The organism is Massilia agrisoli, assembly GCF_020831365.1.
Taxonomy (GTDB): Bacteria; Pseudomonadota; Gammaproteobacteria; order Burkholderiales; family Burkholderiaceae_D; genus Telluria_A; species Telluria_A agrisoli.
This window is the reverse complement of sequence record NZ_JAJHPV010000004.1, coordinates 332,021-355,138: the sequence shown is the minus strand read 5'-3', so window position 1 is coordinate 355,138 and position 23,118 is coordinate 332,021. Positions and strand designations below refer to the sequence as shown.

The 23,118-nt window shown below is 64.1% G+C and carries 17 protein-coding genes; 2 read left to right on the top strand and 15 right to left on the bottom strand.

Annotation, left to right across the window (positions count from 1 at the left end; translation table 11 throughout):
- Window positions 1-4: 4 nt before the first annotated feature.
- The 6 genes from LMJ30_RS02900 to LMJ30_RS02875 all read right to left on the bottom strand — a co-directional run bounded on the left by LMJ30_RS02900 (window position 5) and on the right by LMJ30_RS02875 (window position 7,978).
- Entirely contained in the window at window positions 5-1,183 is a 1,179-nt protein-coding gene (locus LMJ30_RS02900; RefSeq protein ID WP_229430835.1) for an ABC transporter substrate-binding protein, read from the bottom strand.
- A 31-nt stretch (window positions 1,184-1,214) separates the two neighbouring features.
- Window positions 1,215-2,744 carry an AMP-binding protein gene (locus LMJ30_RS02895; RefSeq protein ID WP_229430834.1) on the bottom strand — a complete coding sequence of 510 codons (1,530 nt, stop codon included), beginning with the start codon at window positions 2,742-2,744 and terminating at the stop codon, window positions 1,215-1,217.
- Window positions 2,737-3,261, bottom strand: a complete 525-nt coding sequence (locus LMJ30_RS02890) for a (2Fe-2S)-binding protein (protein ID WP_229430833.1) — start codon at window positions 3,259-3,261, stop codon at window positions 2,737-2,739. The genes LMJ30_RS02895 and LMJ30_RS02890 overlap by 8 nt, the downstream gene beginning before the upstream one ends.
- On the bottom strand, window positions 3,258-4,076 hold the full coding sequence (locus LMJ30_RS02885; protein ID WP_229430832.1) for an FAD binding domain-containing protein: 819 nt from the start codon (window positions 4,074-4,076) through the stop codon (window positions 3,258-3,260). Before LMJ30_RS02885 ends, LMJ30_RS02890 begins: the two co-directional genes overlap by 4 nt.
- A complete protein-coding gene (locus tag LMJ30_RS02880) occupies window positions 4,073-7,060 on the bottom strand; it encodes a xanthine dehydrogenase family protein molybdopterin-binding subunit (protein WP_371872964.1) in 2,988 nt (995 codons plus the stop codon). The genes LMJ30_RS02885 and LMJ30_RS02880 overlap by 4 nt, the downstream gene beginning before the upstream one ends.
- Window positions 7,061-7,180: 120 nt before the next feature.
- Entirely contained in the window at window positions 7,181-7,978 is a 798-nt protein-coding gene (locus LMJ30_RS02875) for a helix-turn-helix domain-containing protein (protein WP_229430831.1), read from the bottom strand.
- 272 nt (window positions 7,979-8,250) lie between these two features.
- On the opposite strand from LMJ30_RS02875, the gene LMJ30_RS02870 reads away from it, so the two are divergent.
- Window positions 8,251-9,708 (top strand): UbiD family decarboxylase, encoded by a 1,458-nt coding sequence (locus LMJ30_RS02870; RefSeq protein WP_229430830.1) that lies wholly within the window; start codon window positions 8,251-8,253, stop codon window positions 9,706-9,708.
- A complete protein-coding gene (locus LMJ30_RS02865; RefSeq protein ID WP_229430829.1) occupies window positions 9,705-10,307 on the top strand; it encodes a UbiX family flavin prenyltransferase in 603 nt (200 codons plus the stop codon). The genes LMJ30_RS02870 and LMJ30_RS02865 overlap by 4 nt, the downstream gene beginning before the upstream one ends.
- Here LMJ30_RS02865 and LMJ30_RS02860 read toward each other — a convergent pair.
- From LMJ30_RS02860 to scpB, 9 genes are all read right to left on the bottom strand, one after another.
- Window positions 10,276-11,196: a LysR family transcriptional regulator gene (locus LMJ30_RS02860; protein ID WP_229430828.1), complete on the bottom strand. Its 921-nt coding sequence runs from the start codon at window positions 11,194-11,196 to the stop codon at window positions 10,276-10,278. The genes LMJ30_RS02865 and LMJ30_RS02860 overlap by 32 nt on opposite strands.
- A 253-nt stretch (window positions 11,197-11,449) precedes the next feature.
- Window positions 11,450-13,282, bottom strand: a complete 1,833-nt coding sequence (typA, locus tag LMJ30_RS02855; RefSeq protein WP_229430827.1) for a translational GTPase TypA — start codon at window positions 13,280-13,282, stop codon at window positions 11,450-11,452.
- Between the two features lie 286 nt (window positions 13,283-13,568).
- Window positions 13,569-14,513 carry a tRNA pseudouridine(55) synthase TruB gene (truB, locus tag LMJ30_RS02850; protein WP_371872963.1) on the bottom strand — a complete coding sequence of 315 codons (945 nt, stop codon included), beginning with the start codon at window positions 14,511-14,513 and terminating at the stop codon, window positions 13,569-13,571.
- Window positions 14,488-14,898, bottom strand: coding sequence for a 30S ribosome-binding factor RbfA (gene rbfA, locus LMJ30_RS02845; protein WP_229430825.1), 411 nt, complete (start codon window positions 14,896-14,898; stop codon window positions 14,488-14,490). Before rbfA ends, truB begins: the two co-directional genes overlap by 26 nt.
- A gap of 86 nt (window positions 14,899-14,984) precedes the next feature.
- Window positions 14,985-17,798, bottom strand: a complete 2,814-nt coding sequence (gene infB / locus LMJ30_RS02840; RefSeq protein WP_229430824.1) for a translation initiation factor IF-2 — start codon at window positions 17,796-17,798, stop codon at window positions 14,985-14,987.
- 46 nt (window positions 17,799-17,844) lie between these two features.
- A complete protein-coding gene (gene nusA, locus LMJ30_RS02835) occupies window positions 17,845-19,410 on the bottom strand; it encodes a transcription termination factor NusA (protein ID WP_229430823.1) in 1,566 nt (521 codons plus the stop codon).
- Window positions 19,407-19,895, bottom strand: a complete 489-nt coding sequence (rimP, locus tag LMJ30_RS02830) for a ribosome maturation factor RimP (protein ID WP_229430822.1) — start codon at window positions 19,893-19,895, stop codon at window positions 19,407-19,409. The genes nusA and rimP overlap by 4 nt, the downstream gene beginning before the upstream one ends.
- Before the next feature lie 396 nt (window positions 19,896-20,291).
- Window positions 20,292-22,130, bottom strand: a complete 1,839-nt coding sequence (gene rluB / locus LMJ30_RS02825) for a 23S rRNA pseudouridine(2605) synthase RluB (protein ID WP_229430821.1) — start codon at window positions 22,128-22,130, stop codon at window positions 20,292-20,294.
- Window positions 22,130-22,921, bottom strand: a complete 792-nt coding sequence (gene scpB, locus LMJ30_RS02820; RefSeq protein WP_229430820.1) for an SMC-Scp complex subunit ScpB — start codon at window positions 22,919-22,921, stop codon at window positions 22,130-22,132. The genes rluB and scpB overlap by 1 nt, the downstream gene beginning before the upstream one ends.
- Window positions 22,922-23,118: the final 197 nt, after the last annotated feature.

Genomic DNA, 23,118 nt, shown 5'->3' with positions numbered 1-23,118 from the left:
ATCGTCAGAACCTGGTGCAGGTGTCCGGGCCGATCGCGGCGGCGCCAGGCACCTTGCTCATGACCTTGAACTTCCCGTTGGACATCTGGGTTGCGTACATGTCCTGGATCGCCTGGTGGTCGCCCGCGCGCATGGTCTTCTTGCCCTGCGGGGTCATCCACTCCAGGCCACGCATCGCGGCGCGCACCTTGTCGGTGTCGGTGCTCTTCGCCTTCTCGACCGCGGCCTTGTAGAAGTACATGACGCCGTAAGAGTCGGCGCCGTACAGGTCAGGCGGCGCCTTCGCGTACTCGGTGAAGGCCTGCACGAACTTCTTGTTTTCAGGGAGGTCGATTTCAACCGAGTAGCCGACACCGGTAACGAAGCCTTCACCTGCCTTGCCGACCGCCTTCAGGTTCTGCGAGGTCAGCGTGCCGGACGCGCCCACCACGGTCATGTTCTTCAGCAGGCCGTACTGGGCCATCTGGTTAAACAGGCGCACCGTGTCGTTGCCGGCCACCGAGGTATACATCACGTCCGGACGCGCCGCGCGGACCTGGCCGAAGAACGGCGAGTAGTCCTTGTTGTCGAGCGGGGCGAACACTTCGCCGACGGTCTTCGACGCCTTCTTCTCGGCCGCGCTCTTGAAGGCCGCTACCGTGCTGCGGCCCATCTCGTAGTCAGGGCCGAGGTAGAACACCTTGGCGTTCGGCTTGGCCTTGCTCAGCCACTCGGCCAGCGCGGCGGACTGCTGGCCGGCCTTGGCGTTCACGCGGAATACGTTCGGCGAGCACTTCTCGCCGGTGATCGTGTCGGAGAACGAGACGGTGGTAGCGATCAGGCGGTTGTTGCGCTCGGCCAGCTGGCCTACCGCCAGCGTCGACGCCGAGTTGACGGTACCGGTCAGGAAGTCGACCTTCGATACCTGGAACAGCTTCTCGGCTTTCGGCGTGGCGACCGAGGGATTGGCCTCCTCGTCCTCGAACAGCAGTTCGACCTTGCGGCCCATGATGCCGCCGGAGGCGTTGATTTCCCTGGTGGCGAGCTCGATGCCCCACTTGACCTGCTGGCCGAGCGCGGAATAGGTGCCCGACAGCGGCGTGACGACGCCGATGCGGATCGGGCCGTCCTGGGCCGACGCGGTTGCGGCAAAGCCTGCGATCATCGCCGCGGCCATTACTTTGTATGCGAATGCTGGTTTCATTTTGTCTCCTGCGTTTTTGGAATGGAAAGAATCACTGCGGTGCTTCTGCTTCGTATTCATTGGCGACCAGCTTGCGGCGCAACAGCTTGCCGACCGGGGAGCGCGGCACTTCGACGACGAAGATGTAGGAGCGCGGCCGCTTGAAGTTGGCCAGGCCCGACGTGCGGCAATGCGTATCGAGTTCCGCCTCGGTGACCGGCGCGCGGCGTTTGACGAAGGCCGTGACGCACTGGCCCCAGCGCGCGTCGGCCAGGCCAACCACCGCCACTTCGTCGACTGCCGGGTGCAGCGACAGCAGGCTCTCGATTTCGACCGGCGAGATGTTTTCGCCGCCGCTGATGATCATGTCGTCGGTCCGGCCCGACACGAACAGGTCGCCGTCGCGGTCCAGGTAGCCGGTGTCGCCGGTGAAGTACCATCCGCCGCGCAAGGCCTTGGCGTTGGCGTCCGGGCGGTTCCAGTAGCCCTCGAAGGCTTCGTCGCCCGCCAGGTCGACGATGATCTCGCCTTCCTCGTAGCGCTCGGCGGCCATGTCGGGGTCGCCGCTGTCGAGGCGCACCACGCGCAGGCGCTGGTTGATGCCGGCGCGCCCTGCGCTACCCGGCTTTTTCACCGCGTCCTGGTCGATGCTGAAGGTGTACACCTCGGACGAGCCGTAGTGATTGACGAACAGCTCGGGATGGAACAGCGCGTCGAGCTTTTTAAGCAGCGCTTCGTTCATCGATGCGCCGGCGAAGCCCAGCTTGCGCACCGACGACAGGTCGGTCGTGGCGCAGTTCGGATGCGCGATGACGTCGTGGTACAGGGTTGGCACCAGGTACAGGTTGGTGATGCGCTCGGCCTCGATCGCCGCAAGCACCGCGACCGGATCGAACTTCGGCACGCACACGAAGCAGCCATCCACCAGCGCCATCGCCAGCAGCGAGCGCACGCCCATGGTGTGATACAGCGGCATGACGCCGAGCGTGCGTTCGTGGCGGCCATACTGGTTCTGGGCGACGTGGGCCAGCGCGGCCGCGCGCTCATGGCTGTGGCGGCGCGGCACGCCCTTCGGCTTGCCGGTGGTGCCCGAGGTGTACAGCATCAGCGACCAGTCGTCGGCGGCGGCATTGAGCAATTGCGCCGCCGGCCTGGCGGCCAGCAGCTGTTCGAACGACAGCGTGGCGCCTTCCGCCGCGCCGACTGCGATGCGCGGCAGGCGCTGCGCCACCACCGACCAGCTCACGGCATCGGCCGACACATCCTGGAACACAATGGCGCGCGCATTCGCATCGCCGGCGCAGTAATCGATTTCGTCCGGCTTGGCGCGCCAGTTCAGCGGCGTGACGATGATGCCGGCGAACTGGCATGCCCAGTGCAGGGTCGCCATCTCCCAGCGGTTTTGCAGCAGCGCGACCAGGTGGTCGCCGCGCTGCAGGCCCATCTCCTGCAGCCCTCCCGCCACCGCGGCCACGCGCTCGAACCACTCGCCGTAGGTCAGGCGCAGCTCGCCGTCCACCAGCGCCAGCTGGCCGGGACTGCGTTCTACCGATGCGAGGAAACTGCGGCCCAAATCAAGCATGTTCTTTACTCCCCTGGATGGCGGCCTGGCGTTGCGCTGCAACGTCGAGCACCGCGTTGACGATATTCGTATAGCCGGTGCAGCGGCACAGGTGGCCCGACAGCATGTCGCGCACCTGCTCCTCATTCGGCGCGGGGACGCGCTCGAGGAAGTGGCTGCATGACATCAGGATGCCGGCGGTGCAGAAGCCGCACTGCAGTGCGTGGTGGCGCTTGAAGGCTGCCTGCAGGTCGCCCAGTTCGGCGCCGGCGCCCTTGTTCAACCCCTCGACGGTATCGACGCTGCGGCCATCGGCCTGCACGGCAAGCTGCATGCATGAGCGCTGGGCCACGCCGTCGACGCGCACCGTGCAGGCGCCGCAGATGCCGTGTTCGCAGCCGACGTGGGTGCCGGTGGCGCCAAGCTTGTGGCGCAGGAAGTCCGACAGCAGCATGCGCGATTCGGCCGGCGCGGTGCGCGCAACGCCGTTCAGCACGATGGTCACCGGGTACTCCATGTTCTTTTCGTAGTGCTTCATGTACTTGCCCTCCCAATCAGTTGACGGCCCAGCTGGCGCACCAGGTGGCGCCGGTATTCGGCGCTTGCGTGCGCGTCGGTTTGGGCCTCGAGTTCCCATGCGAAGTCGTTGAGCGCGGTGTCCAGGTCGGCGCCGCTGATGCGCGCCCAGCGCTTGCGGATCGGGCGGTCTGCCACGCCACCCGCGGTCAGCTCGATGGCGCTGTCCGTGACGACAGCGGCGAGCGCCACGATGGCGAAATCGCCATGGCGCATCGAGACTTCGCGGAAGGCGTAGCGCGCACCCTGCTGCTGTAGCGGGAACCGCACTTCCTCGACGATTTCGCCCGGGCGTACAGCGGTCATCAGCATGCCCTGGAAGAAATCGTCGGCCTTCAGCACGCGGCGGCCGGACTGCGAACGCAGCACCACCTCGCCCTGCAGCGCGGTCAGGCACAGCGGGAGTTCGGCGCTCGGGTCGGCATGGGCCACCGAACCGCACACGGTGCCGCGGTTACGGATCTGGAAGTGCGAAATCCACGGAAACGCCATGGCGAGCAGCGGTACTTCCGACGCGAGCGCCGCGCGCGTTTCGACGCTGGCCTGGGTCGCCGCCGCGCCGACCACCAGCTTGCCGTTTTCGACGCGCACGTAGTCCAGGTCCTTGCAGCGCGAGATATCGACCAGCATCGCCGGCTGCGCCAGGCGGATGTTCAGCATCGCCATCAGCGACTGGCCGCCGGCCAGGATCTTGGCGTCCTCGCCGTGGCGCGCCAGCAGGCCCACCGTCTCTTCGGCGCTGTCGGCGCGGATGTAATCGAATGCCGATGGCTTCATTTGGATACTCCCAGCGCGTGCAGGATGCGCTGCCACAGTGAGCGCGCGGGCGGCGCGCCGCCGCCGGCCTGGCGCCCCAGTTGTTCGAACAGCTGGCGCAGCACGATCTTGGCTGCGCCCTCCAGCATGCGCCCGCCCACCGCCGCCACCTTGCCGCTGACCGCGGCGCTGTAGTCGTAGGTAAGCAGGGTTCCCGAACCCGCGCTCTCGAGACGGATGCGGCCAGCGCCTTCGGCCGAACCGAGCGAGCTGACGCCTTTGCCGCCGAGCGCGAGGCCGTGCGGCGGGTCGAGGTCGGACAAGCGGATCTCGGCGGCGTAGCGCGCCTTGACCAGCCCGATCCCGATGGTGACGTCGGCGCGGTAGTGGTTTTCGCCGACCTTGTCGAGCGCGTGGCAGCCGGGAATGACCTTGACCAGCGCCTCCGGATCGAGCAGCACCGCGTACACCTGTTCCGGTGTGGCCGGCAGTTCGACCGAGCCGGACATCGACAGCGCGTGGCCGCCTTGCGGCGCTTTTACCGGAGGTGCGCTGCGCGGCCCGCTCGGCGCCGGGTCCTCGACGCCGAGCAGCGCATGGATTTTCGACGGCGTCAGCGGCAGGCGCAGGTCGGCCACGCCCAGCGCGTCGGCCACCGCGTTGGCGATGCACACCGGCGTGCTCATGTTGTTGCCCTCGCCAAGGCCCTTGGCGCCCAGTGGCGTGAACGGCGACAGCGTTTCGATGTGGACGATGACCGGTTCGGGCACTTCGCAGGTGGTCGGCACCAGGTAGTCGGCAAAGGTGCCGGACTTGAAGCTGCCGTCGCTGCCGTAGTCGAATTCTTCCATCAGCGCGGCGCCCAGGCCTTGTGCGAACGCGCCGCGGATCTGGCCATCGGCCAGCGCCGGGTTGAGGATGCGGCCGGCGTCGTGCGAGGTGACGTAGCGGTCGATGCGCACCTGGCCGGTAATCTTGTCGACTTCGACCGCGCAGATGTCGAACACGAAGCCGTAGGCGGCCGAGCTGTTGATCACATCGTTTTCGTCCGGCGCCTGCAGCTGCATCGGCGTCCAGAACACGGTTTCGCGCACGCCCGAGGCCATCCCTTCCGGCAGGCTGGCCGGCGACCAGTGGGCGCCGCCCGCCACACGGTGGAACGGCAGCTTGATGTCCGGCGCGACGCGCGAAAACACCTTGCGGCCTTCGAACACGATGTCGGCGGCGGGCACGCCGAGGATGGCAGCTGCGATCAGCGCCAGCTTGTCGCGCACCTTGACCGCGGTCAGGTGGACGGTGCCCGCTACCGCGCCGGCAAAGCGGCTGGAGTAATTACCGGCGGCGATCGACCAGCCGTCTTTCTGCGTGTCGAGTTCGGCGTTAACCAGCACATCCGACGGCTCCAGTCCCAGCACGTCGGCCACGACCTGGGCCACCACGGTGCGGTGGCCCTGCCCCTGCGGCACCGAATCGATCATCACGCTGACGCTGCCGAGCGGATCGACCGCCACGGTGGCGCTGGTGTTGGCGCCGTTTTTCGGCCCGGCCTTGGCGCGTTCTGCCGGGGTCAGCGCGGTGGTGATGTAACCCATGTTGGAAATCGACGGCTCCACCACTGCGGCGTAGCCGATGCCGTACAGGCGGCCCTCGGCGCGGGCCTGGTCGCGCCGCGCCTTCAGCTCCGCCAGCCCGCCGCGCTCCACCGCCATCGCCATCGACAGCTGGTAATCGCCGGAGTCGTAGAGCGAACCGGCGGGCGCGCGGTACGGGAAGGCGTCGGGGGTGATCATGTTGCGGCTGATGACGTCGAGCGGATCGAGATCCAGTTCGACCGAGATGCGCTGCATCAGGCGTTCAAGCGCGAAGTACACTTGCGGGCCGCCGAAGCCGCGCACCAGTCCGGAAGGGGTTTTGTTGGTCAGCACGACCTGGTTGTGCACTTCGAGGTGACGCACCTTGTAGGCGCCGGTCAGCATGCCGTGCATGCGGTAGAAGGTGGCCGGTTCCGGCGCGCGCAGGTAGGCGCCGCAGTCGTCGATCTGGTGGTAGCGCAGTGCGGTGACCAGGCCCTCGGACGTGACCGCCGCTTCAATCGTGGTGACGCGGTTGGTCGACGACACCGAGGCCTGCAGGTGTTCGAGGCGGTCCTCGATCCACTTGACCGGCGCATCCGCCTTGCGCGAGGCAAGGCAGAGCAGCACGATGTAGGTGGACACCGCCTGCTTGGTGCCGAAGCTGCCGCCGGAATCGCGCGGCGCGCGCAGGCGCAGCTTTGTACCGGCCACCTTGAGCGAGCGCGCCATCACCGGGTGCAGCGCGAACGGTCCCTGGAAGTTCGACATGACATCGTAGCCCTCGTCGCCAGCAAGGTATTCCGCGACGACGGCGAAGCATTCGATCGGGGTGCAGGAATTGCGCGGGTAGTGGACCTTGATCTTGACTGTGCGCGCGGCGGCGGCGAAGGCGGCTTCCGGCTCGCCGTAAGAGAAATGGCGATCGTTCACCAGGTTGGCGCCGACCGCCGCGTGCAGTACCGGGGCGCCCTGTTCCAGCGCCGCTTCCGGATCGACCACTGCAGGCAGCTGGCGGTATTCCACCTTGATCAGTTCCAGCGCGTCTTCCGCGATGTAGCGGCTTTCCGCCATCACCACGGCGACCGGCTCGCCCACATAGCGTGCGCGCTCGATGGCGATCGACCAGTGTTCCATCGGCTGCTTGACGCCGACTGCGAACGGCGTTGACCAGGCGGCGACGTCGGCGCCTGTCAGTACGGCGCGCACGCCCGGCAGCGCAAGCGCGGCGCTGCTGTCGATGGAGAGGATGTCGGCGTGGCCGTGGGGCGAACGCAGGATCGCCGCGTGCAGGGTGCCCGGCTTGACGCCGATGTCGTCGGCGTAGCCGCCGCGCCCTGTCAGCAGGGCCGCGTCTTCAAAGCGGGGAAGCGCCTTGCCGACATGGCCGGCAGGGGCAAGTGCTTCGACGGGCAGTTCGGAAATCTGGTTCACTTCGAGACCCTTTTTGCAGCATGACTGTTGCAAAAAGTGTAGGTCCGAGTGCGCCGAAAGCTGTTACCCGTGGGTGTTTGGATTTACCGTACAGTCTCTTTTTTTTACGCGCCTGCGATTTCAGTGGTGGTCGTAGATGTCGACCACCTTGCGGTACTGGCTCGGCACCGCACCCAGGTGCTGCTGGAAGAAACGCGTGAAGTGGCTCTGCGCGCTGAATCCGAGGCTGTCCGACAGGCTGACCAGCGGCTGCCGGCTTTGCGTCAGTCCTTCGATGGCCTTCTCCATGCGCAGCACGTTGACGTAGAGGTTCGGCGTCAGGCTGGTGTCCTGCTGGAAGAGCTTGAAGAAGTGGGCGCGCGACAGGCAGGCCTCGGATGCCAGCTTGTCGATATCGAGTTCGGCGCCGACGTTACCGCGCATGTAAGAGATGGCGCGGCGGATGCGCGGATCGGGAATGCGCGGCATTTCGGCTTTACGCAGGTCGTTAAAGTTGCGCCATTCGGAAAACGCGTCGATCACCGCGATCATCAGGTTCGACAGCTGTAGCTCGAGCTGTTGTGCGCTAAGCTGGTCGCCATACAGCATCTGCATCGCCAGCTGGTTCGACAGGTTGCGGATCGGCTTGGAGATCTCGACGCAGGGCTGCGGGAAGAAGCCCGGCTGGCCGCTCGAAATGAGCGCCTTCTCGATTTCGCCCAGCCACAGCGGCTCGATATAAAGCGCAAGGATGATGGTTCCCGGCGCATCGGGATCGTGGTGGGTGTAGGCGTGCGGTTCCCACGAGTTGATCAGCACTGCCGTCTGGTCGGTCAGCGGATACGATTTGTCGCGCACAGTGAACGACGTGTCTTCGCCGCTCACCTTGATCAGGACGTGGCACTGCGAATGGCCATGGGTGACCAGGGGGCGGTCCATATCCAGAAGACAAACCCGTCCGAACTTACCTTGCAAAACACGTACTGCAGCTGACATGCATATCTCCTTGGGGAGGCTATCGCCCCTTCTGATTCAGTCCGGGGAACGTAGCGCACTCTCTTAATACGGCCAATAATGCACGAAAAACGAGCAACGCGCACGCCAACTCTCGTTTTTAGCAATCACTAATTTTGATATTGACGATCAGTATTTATTATTTGTAGTTATAAATGGCTCCTGCCTATACTGGCCCGACAATGGAGGAGACCCGAGTGAAAACGAACAATGACGAGACCGGCCTGGCCGGTGACCTGCGCAGCTGGCTGTCCCACCTTGGCTCCACCGGCCGCGTGGCGGTGGTGCGCGAGCACGTGAAACTGAAGCACCAGCTGGCCGCCATCGCCAAGCGGCTGGACGGCGAGCAGGCCGCCTTCTTCCCTGCCCCGGACGGCCATGCGATGCCGGTTGTATCGGGCTTCATGTCGCGGCGTGGGTGGATCGCCGAGGCGATGGGCGTCAGGGAATCCGACCTGCTGGCCGCCTTCCGCAAGGCGTCGGACAATCCGCTGCCGTGGCGGGAAGTGGCCTCCGCCGAGGCGCCGTGCCAGCAGGTGGTCACGCGCGACATCGACCTGCACGCCGCGCTGCCGATACCGACCCACAGCGAACACGATAACGGCCCTTACATCACGGCGGGCCTGGTCATCGCGAGGAATCCGGTCACCGGCATCCAGAACGTCTCGATCAACCGCATACAAGTACATGCCAAGGACCGCATGGCGATCCTGATGCTGCCGCGCCACCTGCACGCCTTCTACCAGGCCGCAGAGGCGAAGGGCGAGGCGCTCGACGTCGCCGTGGTGATCGGCGCCGATCCCCTTACCCTGCTCGCTTCCCAGGCGATCTCGCCGATCGACCACGACGAGCTTGAAATCGCCGGCGCCCTGCATGGCGCGCCGCTGCCGGTCGTTAAATGCGTAACCAGCGAGGTGCGCGTGCCGGCCCGCGCCGAGATCGTCATCGAGGGCAAGCTGCTGCCCAAGGTGCGCGAGCCCGAAGGCCCGTTCGGCGAGTTCCCCAAGTATTACAGCGCGCGCGAAGAACGCGAAGTGATCCAGGTAACGGCCATCACGCACCGCGAATCGCCACTGTTCCATACCATCGTGCCAGCCGAAATGGAGCACCTGCTGCTGGGCGCGATCCCGCGCGAAGCGACCCTGCTCGCGCTGCTGCAGCGCAGCCATCCCGGCGTCAGCGACGTCCACCTGTCGATCGGCGGCGTCGGGCGCTACCACCTGCACGTCAAGTTCAAGAAGAAGCGCGAAGGCGAAGCGAAGAACGTCATCCTGTGCGCGTTCGGCGCCCACTATGACCTGAAGCAGGTGACCGTGGTCGACGACGACGTCGACGTACACGACCCGCTGCAGGTCGAATGGGCCGTGGCCACACGCTTCCAGGCCGACCGCGACCTGGTCGTGATCGCCGGCGCGCAAGGCTCGGTGCTCGATCCATCCACCACGGTGGGCATGGAGATGCCCGGCGGCGCACCGCCGCCAGCGCATATGCAGGGCATCAGCGCCAAAATGGGTATCGACGCGACCCGGCCGGTGGTCTACCACGAGCACGTGTTCACCAAGGTGAAGGTGCCGGGCGAGGACACGGTCGACCTGGCGGCCGAGATCACCACGGGTGCGACAGTCGACTGGTCCAGCATGCAGGTCGTGCGGTGAGTGCCCGTCCGCGCCTGGTGGTTGCGATCACGGGCGCCAGTGGCGCCATCTACGGCGTGCGCCTGCTCGAGCAGTTGCGCGCCAGCGGCGCCTGCGAATCGCACCTGGTGATGTCGTCGTCCGGCGCGCTGACGGCATCGCAGGAACTCGACATGAAGCGCAGCGACATCGAAGCGCTGGCCGACGTGGTCCACAACGTCAAGGACATCGGCGCGACGGTGGCCAGCGGATCGTTCCAGTCGATTGGCATGGTGGTCGCCCCTTGCTCGATGAAGACCCTGGCCAGCATCGCGCACGGGCTGGCCGACAACCTGGTCAGCCGCGCGGCGGACGTGATGCTCAAGGAAAGACGCCGCCTGGTGCTGATGGCGCGCGAAACGCCCCTCAACCTGGCGCACCTGCGCAACATGACCAGCGTGACGGAAATGGGCGGCATCATCCTGCCGCCGGTGCCGGCTTTCTACACCCGTCCGGAATCGGTGGACGACATCGTGAACCACACCGTGGGCCGCGTGCTCGACCTGTTCGGCGTCGAACATGCAGGACTGGTAAAGCGCTGGGAAGGCATTACAAAACGGCCTGGGGACCCTGGGTCTTGAGCAGGATCTGCGCCTTGAGGATGGCCACAAACGCCGCAGTGGCGGGGCTCAGCGGACGGCGCGGATGCGACAGCAGCAGTACCTGGCGGGTCAGGCGCGGCGACACGATGGTGTGAAGCCGCAGCGCGCCCGCCTCGGCGCGTTCGTTGACGACGATGCGCGGCAGGATGGTGGCCAGCTGGGTCGATTCGACCAGCCGGGTCATCGTCACCAGCGAGTCGACCTCGTAGACCGGGGCCAGCTCCACGTCTTCGTTGTGGGCGAAACTGTCGATCACATCGCGCAGGCCGTGGTGACGGGTCGGCAGCACCAGGCCGATGCCAAGTTGCGCCACCTGTTGCAATGTCAGCCGGGCCGGCGGCGGCGCAGGATGGCTCGCGGCCGTCACCAGCACCAGGTCTTCGTCGATGATATGTTCGACCTTCAGCTGCCCGTTGCGGCGCGGCCCGTTGACGACGGCCGCTTCGATCTGCCCGCCGCTCACCCAGTCCGACAGGGTGGTGCTGTAGCCGTCGGCGACGGTCACGCCCACCTTCGGGTAGCGCGCCGAGAATGCGGACAGGGTGTCGGCCAGCACACCGGCCGTGATCGACGCGATCAGGCCGATATTCACATGCCCCGTAATTTCGCCATCGCTGCACATGACCTGCTCACGCGCGCGCGAGAAGTCCTGCATGATGGGCAGGAACAGCCGGTACATCTGGCGCGCGGCGGCGGTTGGCACCATGCCCTGGCTGTTGCGGTCGAATAGCTTCTGCCCGAGATCCTCCTCCAGCCGCGCCAGCTGCATGCTGAGCGCCGGCTGCACGATGCTCAACCGTCGCGCCGCGCGCGTTACGCTGCCTTCTTCAAACAGGCAAATGAAATACTGAATCTGGCGCAAGTCCATACGGCTCCCCGGGTTGGCGCAATAGTATCACTTTCGCTGATGGCCGCGAGTGAATGCCATGCTCGCCCGGAACCGTTGATCGTCATTCCCGCGCAAGCGGGAATCCATAGGGTGCTGGTGGAACGCGCTCAGCATGGGTTCCCGCTTTCGCGGGAACGACGTGGCGTGTATGCGCGTAAAAAAACCCGCAGGACCGTTGCCGGCGCCTGCGGGTTTTTGCGATCCGGGACAGTAGGTCCCGGATACAGGGTTATTACGCCTCGCGGCTAGCCTTCTTGCGCTCGTGCTCTTTCAGGTAGCGCTTGCGCAGGCGGATCGACTTAGGCGTGATCTCGACCAGTTCGTCGTCGGCGATGAATTCAACCGCGTATTCGAGCGACATCTGGACAGGCGGTACCAGGCGCACTGCTTCGTCGGTACCCGACGAACGCACGTTGGTCAGCTGCTTGCCCTTGATCGGGTTAACCACCAGGTCGTTGTCGCGCGAGTGGATACCGATGATCATGCCTTCGTACACTGGGTCGTTGTGGACCACGAACATGCGGCCGCGATCCTGCAGCTTCCAGATTGCGTAGGCCACGGCAGCGCCGTCGTCCTGCGAAATCAGCACGCCGTTACGGCGGCCGGCCATCTCGCCACGCGAGTTGTCCACTGGAGCGTATTCGTCGAACACGTGCGACATCAGGCCGGTACCGCGGGTCAGGGTCATGAACTCGCCCTGGAAGCCGATCAGGCCACGCGCTGGAATCTTGTACTCAAGGCGCACACGGCCCTTGCCATCCGATTCCATGTTGGTCAGGTCGCCTCGGCGGCGGCCCAGTTCTTCCATCACGCCGCCCTGGTTGGCTTCTTCAACGTCGACGGTCAGGTTCTCGAACGGCTCGTGGCGCACGCCATCGACCATCTTGAAGACCACGCGTGGACGCGATACAGCCAGCTCGAAGCCTTCGCGGCGCATGTTTTCGATCAGGATGGTCAGGTGCAGCTCACCGCGGCCCGATACTTCGAAGATCGTGTCGTCGTCGGTCGGCGCTACGCGCAGTGCGACGTTGGCTTTCAGTTCGCGGTCGAGGCGGTCACGCAGCTGGCGGCTGGTGACGAACTTGCCTTCGCGGCCGGCCAGTGGCGAGTTGTTGACCATGAAGTTCATGGTCAGGGTCGGCTCGTCGACGGTCAGCATTGGCAGCGCTTCCGGGGTGTCCGGTGCGCAGATGGTCGAACCGATGCCGATTTCGTCGATACCGTTGATCAGGCAGATGTCGCCGGCGACAGCTTCGTCGACCAGCACGCGCTCGAGGCCCTTGAAGTTCAGCACCTGGTTGATGCGGCCTTTGATTGGCGTGCCTTCAGGACCGTTCATGACGATGACGTCCTGGCCGGTCTTCACGCGGCCGCGGTTGACGCGGCCAATGCCGATCTTGCCGACGTACGACGAGTAGTCGAGCGAGGTGATTTGCATCTGCAGCGGGCCGTCTGGATTGTCGTCGCGGACTGGCACGTGTTGCAGGATCGCGTCGAACAGTGGCTTCATGTCGCCGCTGCGGACATCTTCAGTCAGGCCGGCGTAGCCGTTCAGGCCCGAAGCGTAGACGATCGGGAAGTCGAGCTGCTCGTCGCTGGCGCCCAGCTTGTCGAACAGTTCGAAGGTCTGGTTGATGGCCCAGTCAGCGCGCGCGCCCGGACGGTCAACCTTGTTGACGACAACGATAGGCTTCAGGCCCAGCGCCAGCGCTTTACGCGTGACGAAACGGGTCTGTGGCATCGGGCCTTCTTGTGCATCGACCAGCAGCAGCACCGAGTCAACCATCGACAGCACGCGCTCTACCTCGCCGCCGAAGTCGGCGTGGCCTGGGGTGTCGACGATGTTGATGTGGGTGCCTTCGTATTCAACCGCGCAGTTCTTCGACAGAATCGTAATGCCGCGTTCTTTTTCGAGGTCGTTCGAGTCCATGACGCGGGTATCGACCGCCTGGTTTTCACGGAAGGTACCGGACTGGCGCAGCAGCTGGTCCACGAGCGTGGTTTTGCCGTGGTCAACGTGGGCGATGATTGCGATGTTACGAATTGCGCGTTTTGAATTTGACATGGTCGTAAAGAAAATGTACGTAGCGTACGGGGGTAAACAGGATGCTGCGGATTACTGGAACCGACTAGTATAGCACGTGTTGCGACGCGCCAATCCAAAAAGGCCCGTAATTTCAATGGCTTGCTAATTTTTTCACCAAATCGGGTCCCGGGCGGAACAGCGCGGAGGCGCGCTTCGCGCTTGTCCGCCCTACGCACACTGGTCCGCATCGTTTTTTTGGATAATCCGGTAGACTCGTAGGGCGGACAAGGCCGAAGGCCGCCTCCGCGCTGAGTCGCCACGAATGCTACTGCTTCGCGGCGATCAACCGTTCCGGCGCCAGGATCGCATACTCCTGCAGGATGCCAGTCCCGAGCAATTTGCCGTCATGATAAACGCGCACCCTGCCCTGTTCCTTTGGCACATCGACGCTTTCCTTGCCGAGCGCCAGGCGCTGGCCTTGCAGGAAACGCCTGGCCAGTTCCTCGGTCAGCACAACCGCCGGGAACGACGACAGCAGCGCATCCACCGGCGCCAGCAGCGACAGCGGCGCGGCGTCGGCCTGCAGCGCTTCCAGCGTGATCATTCCTTCGGCCGTGAGCGCCCCAACCTGCGTGCGCCGCAGCGCATTCAGGTGCGCGCCGCAACCGAGCGCATTGCCGATGTCCTCGCCCAGCACACGGATATACGTCCCCTTGCTGCACGTGACAGATAATTTCAAAAACGGCGCAGAATATTCCAAAAATTTCAGGTCGAGAATCGTCACCGGGCGCGCTTCGCGCTCCAGGGTAATCCCTTCGCGCGCGTATTCGTAGTAAGCCTTGCCGTCCCGCTTGAGCGCGGAGTACATCGGCGGCACCTGCAAAATCGGCCCGCGGAACTTCTCCAGCACAGCTTCGATCTGCTCGACCGTGACATCGACCGGCCGCGTATCGATGGCCTCGCCTTCGGTATCGCCGGTATTCGTCGTGATGCCGAGGTGCACGGTGGTTTCGTAGGTCTTGTCCGCTTCCAGCAAGTCCTGCGAGAACTTAGTCGCTTCGCCGAAGCATAGCGGCAACAGGCCGGTGGCAAACGGGTCGAGCGTGCCGGTGTGGCCCGCCTTCTTGGCGTTGAGCACGCGCTTGGCCTTGATCAGCGCGTCGTTCGACGACAGGCCGACCGGCTTGTCGAGCAGCAGCACGCCGTCGACGAGGTCACGGACCTTCTTGATTGGCTTGTTCAACTTATTCTGCGTCTTGCTTTGGTTCATCCGGCTCGGCATCAGCGGCGCGGGTGGCGTTGGCCTGGTCGATCAGCAGCGACATTTCCATGCCGCGCGCGGTCGAGGTGTCGTGGATGAAGTGCAGCTGCGGCAAGGTGTGGATGTGCAGGCGCTTGCCCAGCAGGTTGCGCATGTAGCCGGCGCCCTTGGACAGGCCGTCGAGCGTGTTCTTGACCGATTCCTTGTCGTCCTTGAGCATGGTGAAGAACACCTTGGCATGGGCGTAGTCAGGGGTCAGCTGGACTTCGGAGATCGTGACCATGCCCACGCGCGGGTCTTTCAACTCGTAGGCGATGATTTCCGCGAGGTCGCGCTGGATCTGGTCGGCCACGCGGACGCCGCGGACCGGGATGGATTTGCTGTGTTTTGCCATGTTCGTATCTTACTCTTAAAAAAACGTGGGGCGGATGCGCGAAGGCATGCGCCCCCGCGTATCCGCCCCACGGTTACTGCAAGCTGTTACAGGGTACGTGCAACCTCTTGAACTTCGAACACTTCCAGGGTGTCGCCAACCTGGATGTCGTTGTAGTTCTTGAGCGACAGGCCGCACTCGAGGCCGGCGCGTACTTCTTTTGCGTCGTCCTTGAAGCGCTTGAGCGAGTCGATCTCGCCAGTCCACACGACGATGTTGTTGCGCAGCAGGCGTACCGACGACGAGCGCTTGACGACGCCATCGGTGACCAGGCAACCAGCAACCGCGCCAACTTTCGATACCTGGATAACCTGGCGAACTTCGACCTGGCCGGTAACGGTTTCGCGCTTTTCTGGCGCCAGCATGCCCGACAGTGCAGCTTTTACTTCGTCGATCGCATCGTAAATGATGTTGTAGTAGCGGATGTCCACGCCGTTCGACTCGGCCAGCTTGCGCGCCTGTGCATCGGCACGGGCGTTAAAGCCGATGATGACCGCCTTCGAGGCCACCGCGAGGTTGACGTCCGATTCGGTGATGCCACCAACTGCCGAGTGCACGATCTGCACGCGCACTTCCGAGGTCGACAGCTTCTGCAGCGAGCCAACCAGCGCTTCCATCGAGCCTTGCACGTCGGTCTTGACGATCAGCGGCAGGTTCTTGACTTCGCCTTCGGCCATCTGGTCGAACATGTTTTCCAGCTTCGCGGCTTGCTGCTTGGCCAGCTTCACGTCGCGGAACTTACCTTGACGGAACAGGCCGATTTCGCGCGCCTTGCGCTCGTCCGCCATGACCATGACTTCTTCACCGGCAACCGGCACTTCGGTCAGGCCCTGGATTTCGACCGGGATCGATGGGCCGGCTTCGGTGATCGGCTTGCCGTTCTCGTCCAGCATCGCGCGGACGCGGCCATACGAGGAACCAGCCAGGATCACGTCGCCGCGCTTCAGCGTACCGGACTGGACCAGGATCGTCGCGACCGGGCCCTTGCCCTTGTCGAGGCGGCCTTCAACCACCAGGCCGCGCGCAGGCGCTTCGACCGGGGCTTTCAGTTCCAGCACTTCCGCTTGCAGCAACACTTGCTCGAGCAGGTCGTCGATGCCCTGGCCGGTTTTTGCCGACACCGGGACGAACGGCGACTCGCCACCATATTCTTCAGGAACAACTTGTTCAGCGACCAGTTCCTGCGTCACGCGCTCCAGGTTGCCACCTGGTTTGTCGATCTTGTTGATCGCGACAACCAGCGGTACGCCGGCAGCTTTTGCGTGGGCAATAGCTTCCTTCGTTTGCGGCATCACGCCGTCGTCGGCCGCAACCACCAGGATGACGATGTCGGTGGCCTTCGCGCCACGGGCACGCATTGCCGTAAAGGCTTCGTGGCCCGGGGTATCCAGGAAGGTGATCATGCCGCGCGGCGTGTCGACGTGGTAAGCGCCGATGTGCTGCGTAATGCCACCCGCTTCGCCCGATGCCACCTTGGCGCGGCGGATGTAGTCCAGCAGCGAGGTCTTGCCGTGGTCGACGTGACCCATGACGGTCACCACCGGTGCGCGCGCGGTCGCCTCAAAGTGAGCGTGCTCACCCTGGTCGGCCAGCAGTGCTTCCGGATCGTCTTCCGCCGCGGCAAATGCCTTGTGGCCCATTTCTTCCACGAGAATCATCGCGGTTTCCTGGTCCAGCACCTGGTTAATCGTGCACATCTGGCCCAGCTTCATCAGCTGCTTGATGACCTCGGATGCCTTGACGGACATCTTGTGCGCCAGCTCAGCCACCGTGATGGTCTCAGGAACGTGGACGTCCTTGACGATCGCTTCGGTCGGCGCCTGGAAGTTGGTCTCGCGATCATCCGAATGCGAGTTGCGGCGGCCACCGCGCGCGCCGCCACGCCAGCCGTCACGGCCGGTCGGGACATTGCCACGTGGCTTGACGCCGCCTGGTGCGCCGCGCTTCTTGGCGTCATCCGACCAGGTCGACGACACATTGGCCGACTTGATCGATTTCTTGTCGCCAGGCTTCTTGTCTGCAGCTTTTTCACCCGGCTTGACGGTGCCGGCCGCCGGCTTGTGCAAGGTGCCTTCAGCAACCTTCGGCTTGATGGCGGCCACCGGCGCAGGCGCAGGCTCAGGCGCCTTGATCACGCGGCGCGGCGCGTTCATCATGGCCTTGATCTGGGCGACTTCGTCGGCGACGGCTTTGCGTGCCTTCTCGTTGGCGGCAGCGCGCTCGGCGGCTTCCTTGGCGGCGGCGTCTGCCTTGGCCTTGGCTTCCTCGTCGACTGCCTTGCGGCTTTCCGCGCTGACGGCGGCGCCTGCGGCAGCGGTCGCTGCTGCGGCGCGCTTGGCCTGCTCTTCCGCTTCGCGCTTGGCATCAAGCTCGGCCTGCTTGGCCTGGGCTTCCTTCTCGGCGTCGAGCTTGGCGAGGCGTTCCTGCTTTTCACGCAGTTCAGCTTCCTGGCGTGCGATCAGCTCGGCCTGCTTGCGGGCTTCGTCTGCGCGGCGCGCCACTTCTGCTTCGTCGACCACCGGCGCCGCCGGCGCGGCTGGAGCCGGCGCAGGGACGTCGTCGCGCTGCACGAAGGTGCGCACTTTTTTCACCGCTACCTGGATCGTGCGCGACTTGCCGGAGGCGTCAGCCTGCTTGATCTCGGTCGTTTCCTTGCGGGTCAGGGTGATTTTCTTCTTCTCGGTCTCGCCCGCTGCGCCGTGGGTACGGCGCAGGTGGTTCAACAGCTTATCCTTATCATCTTTCGACAATGGATCTGACGTCGAACTTTTCTCGACGCCAGCAGAACGCAGCTGCGTCAGCAGCAAATCTGCAGGCATCTTCAGTTCGGTGGCAAATTGGGCTACGTTGTTACTCGCCATTCAGTCCTCTTTTCTATGTGTCGCGGAGATGATAAAGATATGCAAATTACGCCTTGGCCGTTTCCGCCAGGGCCCAGGCTTTTGCCTGGAGCGCCTTGGCACGATCGTCGTACTTTGAATCGACCAGCTTCATCTCGTCGTCGGTCACATCATTAAATTCATTTTCAATCAGTGCACGTGCTCGGTCGGAAGACAGCGCCAGAATCGCGCCGAACTCGTCGTACGCCAGGGCGGCGAACGCTTCAACCGTTTTGATGCCAGCCAGGCCCAGCTTGCCGGCCGTGTTCCGGTCCATGCCTTCCAGGTTTACCAGCTGCTCTTCCATGCCTTCCAGGCCCTCTTCCGATGCGATCGCCTCGGTCACCAGTGCATCGCGAGCGCGGGTACGCAGCTCGTTGACGGTGTCTTCGTCGAACGATTCGATGTCGAGCATCTCGGAGATCGGCACGTAAGCGATTTCCTCGAGGCTGGCAAAGCCTTCTTCCACCAGGATGTCGGCCACTTCCTGGTCGACGTCCAGTTTTTCCATGAACAGCGCGCGAACCGCAGCGGTTTCGGCCGCCGATTTGTTCTCCGACTCCTCGGCCGTCATGATGTTGATCTTCCAGCCGGTCAGCTCGGACGCCAGGCGCACGTTCTGGCCCGAACGGCCGATCGCGATGGCCAGGTTTTCTTCGTCGACCACGACGTCCATCGCGTGCTTCTCTTCGTCAACCATGATCGACGATACGTTGGCCGGCGCCAGCGCGCCGATCACGAATTGCGCAGGGTCGTCCGACCACAGCACGATGTCGACGCGCTCGCCGCCCAGTTCGCCGGTAACAGCCTGCACGCGCGAACCGCGCATGCCGACGCAGGTACCGATCGGATCGATGCGCTTGTCGGCGGTATATACCGCGATCTTGGCGCGCACGCCAGCGTCACGCGCTGCCGATTTGATCTCCAGCAGGCCTTGCTCGATCTCTGGAACTTCCAGTTCGAACAGCTTCATGATGAATTCCGGCGCGGTGCGCGACAGGATCACCTGCGGGCCGCGCATATTGCGGTCGATGCGCAGGATGTAGGCGCGGACGCGGTCACCGATACGCAGGTTCTCTTTCGGGATCATCTGGTCGCGCGGCAGGCGCGCTTCGATCTTGCCCGACTCGACGATGGCATCGCCGCGTTCCATGCGCTTGATGGTGCCGGTCACGAGCGAGTCGCCGCGTTCGAGGAAGTCGACCAGGATCTGTTCGCGCTCGGCGTCGCGGACGCGCTGCAGTACGACCTGCTTGGTGTCTTGCGCGAAACGGCGGCCGAATTCAACCGACTCAATCGGTTCTTCGATGTATTCGTCGACTTCGATATCAGGAATCTGCTCGACGGCTTCGAAGTGCAGGATTTCCTGGTCAGGCAGCTGCAGGCCCGCGTCATCAGGAACCACGTGCCAGCGGCGGAAGGACTCGAACTCGCCCGACTCGCGGTCGATCGAGACGCGGATGTCGACCTCGCCTTCATAACGCTTCTTCGTGGCTTGCGCCAGTGCGAATTCGAGCGCCCCGAAGACGACTTCTTTATCGACATTCTTTTCGCGCGCCAGCGCATCAACCAATAATAAAACTTCGCGACTCATGCTTTGCGGCTCCTAAAATCCACCTGCGGCACCAAACGTGCCTTATCCAAGTCGGCGAGCGTAAACTCCAACAGCGCCGGACCATCCTTACTTTCAAATTCCAAACCAATTGTGTCGCCCTGCGGCGCCTGCAAAATACCCGTATAGGTTTTACGATTTGCAGTGCCAGGCATCGCCACGCGCAGCTTGACGGTGCACTCGTGGCCTTCGAAACGCGCGAAATCGGCCAGCGTGCGCACTGGACGATCCAGGCCGGGCGACGAAATTTCGAGGCGTTCGTAGTTGACGTTTTCCACCGTCAGCACATGCGACAGCTGGTGGCTGACCTTGGCGCAGTCCTCGACCGTGATGGGGCCTTTTTCGGCCGAATCTTCTGCAGTGAAATCGATATACACGCGCAAGATCCCGCGCTCGCCCCACTCGACGTCGACCAGGTCATAGCCCAGGCCGTTAACTGTCCTGGCGATTAAATCAAATTGCTGCAAACAAATTTCTCCAGATCACAGGTCCAATTGGGGACCGTTAAAAACCATTTACCAAAAAAAAAATGGGCACATGCCCATCTTCTTATATTCCCGACCAGATGAAAGCACTTGCACGAAAAACGGTGTGAAGAACTTTTATTAGTCTGCGGATTATAGCGCGTTCACGCTACGGCTGCAATCCGTAGCACGACAAATGAGCAAGCAAACAACACTGCTTTAAGGCAATAAATCAGCCACTTAGCATCCCCGTCGTTCCCGCGAAAGATCGACGTCGTTCCCGCGAAAGATCGACGTCGTTCCCGCGAAAGCGGGAACCCATTCTCAGCAAGCGGCCTGCGGACAGCTTTGTTGCTGCTAGCTCTGCATAGGTCCCCGCATTCGCGGGGACGACGGCGGCTAGCCCCGGCGCCCGCGGCGCGGCATGCTGTGGCCGGCCCCGCGCGGCCCCTGCGCGCGCGAAGCGCCGCTCGCGTTACCAAACCCGAAGGTGGTTTGCAGCGGGTCCGGCTGGCGCGGGCGCCCCGAACCGCCGCCGGCGCCAGCCGGCTTGCCGCGTCCACCCTGGCCGCCGGCGCCCTGCCCGCCGCCCTGCCCCTGCCCCTGGCCGAAGCCCGAACCCTTGGCAAAACCCTGCCCCTGGCCGCGCGGAGCGCCACCCGGACGGCCGCTGCGCGGCTGCTTCGGGAACGGATCGGCATTGCGGTTCGCGTCGACGCGGTCGATGCGGTTGCCGTTGTTGCGGGCATCCTCGTCACGATCGCGCCCCTTCGGCTCGCCGCCGCGGCTCTGCGCGCGCGGACCGCGCTGCTCGACCGCGCCACCCTTCTTCTCGACGCCGAACGCCGCCAGCAGGTCGCGCACGGTGTTTTCTTCCAGTTCTTCCCAACGGCCGCGCTTCAAGCCGCTTGGCAGCGTCATGATGCCGTAGCGGGTACGGATCAGGCGCGACACGGTCAGGCCGACCGCCTCGAACATGCGGCGCACTTCGCGGTTGCGGCCTTCGCCGATCACCACGCGGTACCACTTGTTGATGCCCTCGCCGCCGCCATCGGCGATCTTGGTGAACGACGCCATGCCGTCTTCCAGCTCGACGCCGGCCAGCAGCTTCTGGCGCATGCCTTCTTCCAGCTCGCCCAGTGTGCGCACCGCGTACTCGCGGTCGATGTTGTAACGCGGGTGCATCAGCCGGTTGGCCAGGTCGCCCGAGGTCGTAAACAGCAGCAGGCCTTCGGTATTGAAGTCGAGGCGGCCCACGGCCAGCCACTTGCCGGCCTTCATGGTCGGCAGGCGGTCGAACACCGATGGACGGCCTTCCGGATCGTCGTGGCTGACGATTTCGCCAGCCGGCTTGTGGTACACCAGCACGCGCGGCGGCTTGTTGCTCACCTTGCGCTGAATCAGCTTGCCGTTGATGCGGACCGCATCGGTCGGCAGGATGCGCTGGCCGATGTGGGCTGGCTCGCCGTTGACCGACACGCGGCCGGCGACGATCAGGTCTTCCATGTCGCGGCGCGAGCCGAGGCCCGCCTCCGCCAGCACCTTGTGCAGTTTCGGCGCATCGTCATCCGAGGTCAGGTCGCGGCGCACCTGCTTGGCAGGCTGCGAACGGCCGCCTTCGGTGGCGTCGTAGGCGTCCGAGGTGACGAACGAGAATGCCGCGTCGGCGTCGTTCTGGCGCGGCTTCTTGTGGTGCTGGAGGCCTGGATTACCCTTCTTGTTCTTCTTCGGGCGCGGGCCGCGGTCCGGGCGCTCGCCGCGCTCTGCGCGTTCAGGGCGGGCTGCCTGCTCGGCCGGCGCTGCGCCGCCTTCTGCTGCCACTGGCGCCTGTTCGCCTTCGACGCGCGGCTTGCGCGCTTCGCGCTGGCCGCGCTGCTCGCGCATCTGGCGCGGGCCGCGTGGCGGGCGTGCTCCGCGTTCTTCGCGCGGCGCCGCTTCGGCATCCTGGGTGCGCGCCGCTGGCTGCGCTTCCGGCGCGGCTGCTTGCGCAGCGGCTTGCACTGCCTCGGCCTTCGGCGCGCGCGGCTTGCGCGGCGCTTTTGGCGCCGCTTCCGCGGCAGGCGCTTCGCCTTCAGCGGCGGCAGCTACTTTCTTGGCCGCGCGCTTTTTCGGCGCTTCAATGCCCGCAGCCGCATCGGCCTCGATCTGGGCCTTGGTGCGGCGCTTTGGCTTGGCCGGTGCGTCAGCGTTGGCTGGCGTGGCGCCGGCAGGAATCTCTGGAGTATCAGTTGGGTTCATTAGTCGTTTCTAAGGTCGTGCTGACCTGGCGCAGCGTCCACCGTTGATTCTGGCGCAGGGTCGGGAATGAGGACTTCAACAGGTGAAGTGTCGGCGCCGGCTTCCTCAAGGACCGCTTCAGGAACCTCCTGCGCGTCGCTGCTGCCTGCACCATCGTCGTTGGCGGCCGTCGTTTCGGCCGCAGCTTTTTCAAAATTCTCCTGCAGGGCCGCTTCGAGTTCTTCGATCGCGGAGTTGCCCGGCATGTCGCTGATTTGCTGCAAAGCTGGCAGCTGGGACAGCGAATTAAGGCCCAGGTCATCCAAAAACTGTTTCGTCGTGCCCAGCAAAGCCGGGCGGCCGATCACTTCGCGGTAGCCGATCACATCGACCCAGCCGCGGTCTTCCAGCATCTTGATCGTCTGCGAATTGACGGCCACGCCGCGGATCTCTTCGATGTCGCCGCGGGTCACCGGCTGGCGGTAGGCGATGATCGCCAGCGTTTCCAGCGTGGCGCGCGAATACTTCTGTGGCTTTTCCGGGTTCAGCCGGTCAAGGTACTGCTTCATATCGGGCCGGCTCTGGAACCGCCAGCCGCTGGCCAGGCCCACCACTTCGATGCCGCGGTCGCGCCAGTCGTGGCGCAGTTCTTCCAGCAGCAGCTTGATCGTATCGGCGCCAACGCCGGCGCCGAGCGGTTTTCCGTTATCGTCCACATCGACGAACAGCTTTTTCATCGAATGGATCGACATCGGCTCGCGCGCGCACAGCAAGGCGGTTTCGAGGACTATCTTGGCCTCATCAGTATTCATAACGATGTCGTAAGCGGATCTGGCTAAAAATTCTATGGCAGGCAGTGTAAGACCACACCAGTCAACGAATGACAGCGGCCGTCGCAACGAGGCGCCGGCAGGAGGAGATACGTTAAAACTGGATTCCGTCGCCCGGGCTGATGTGCGCGGGCGGAATGTTGCCGTGGCGAGAGCTGGACTCGCTCACCCGGCTGCGC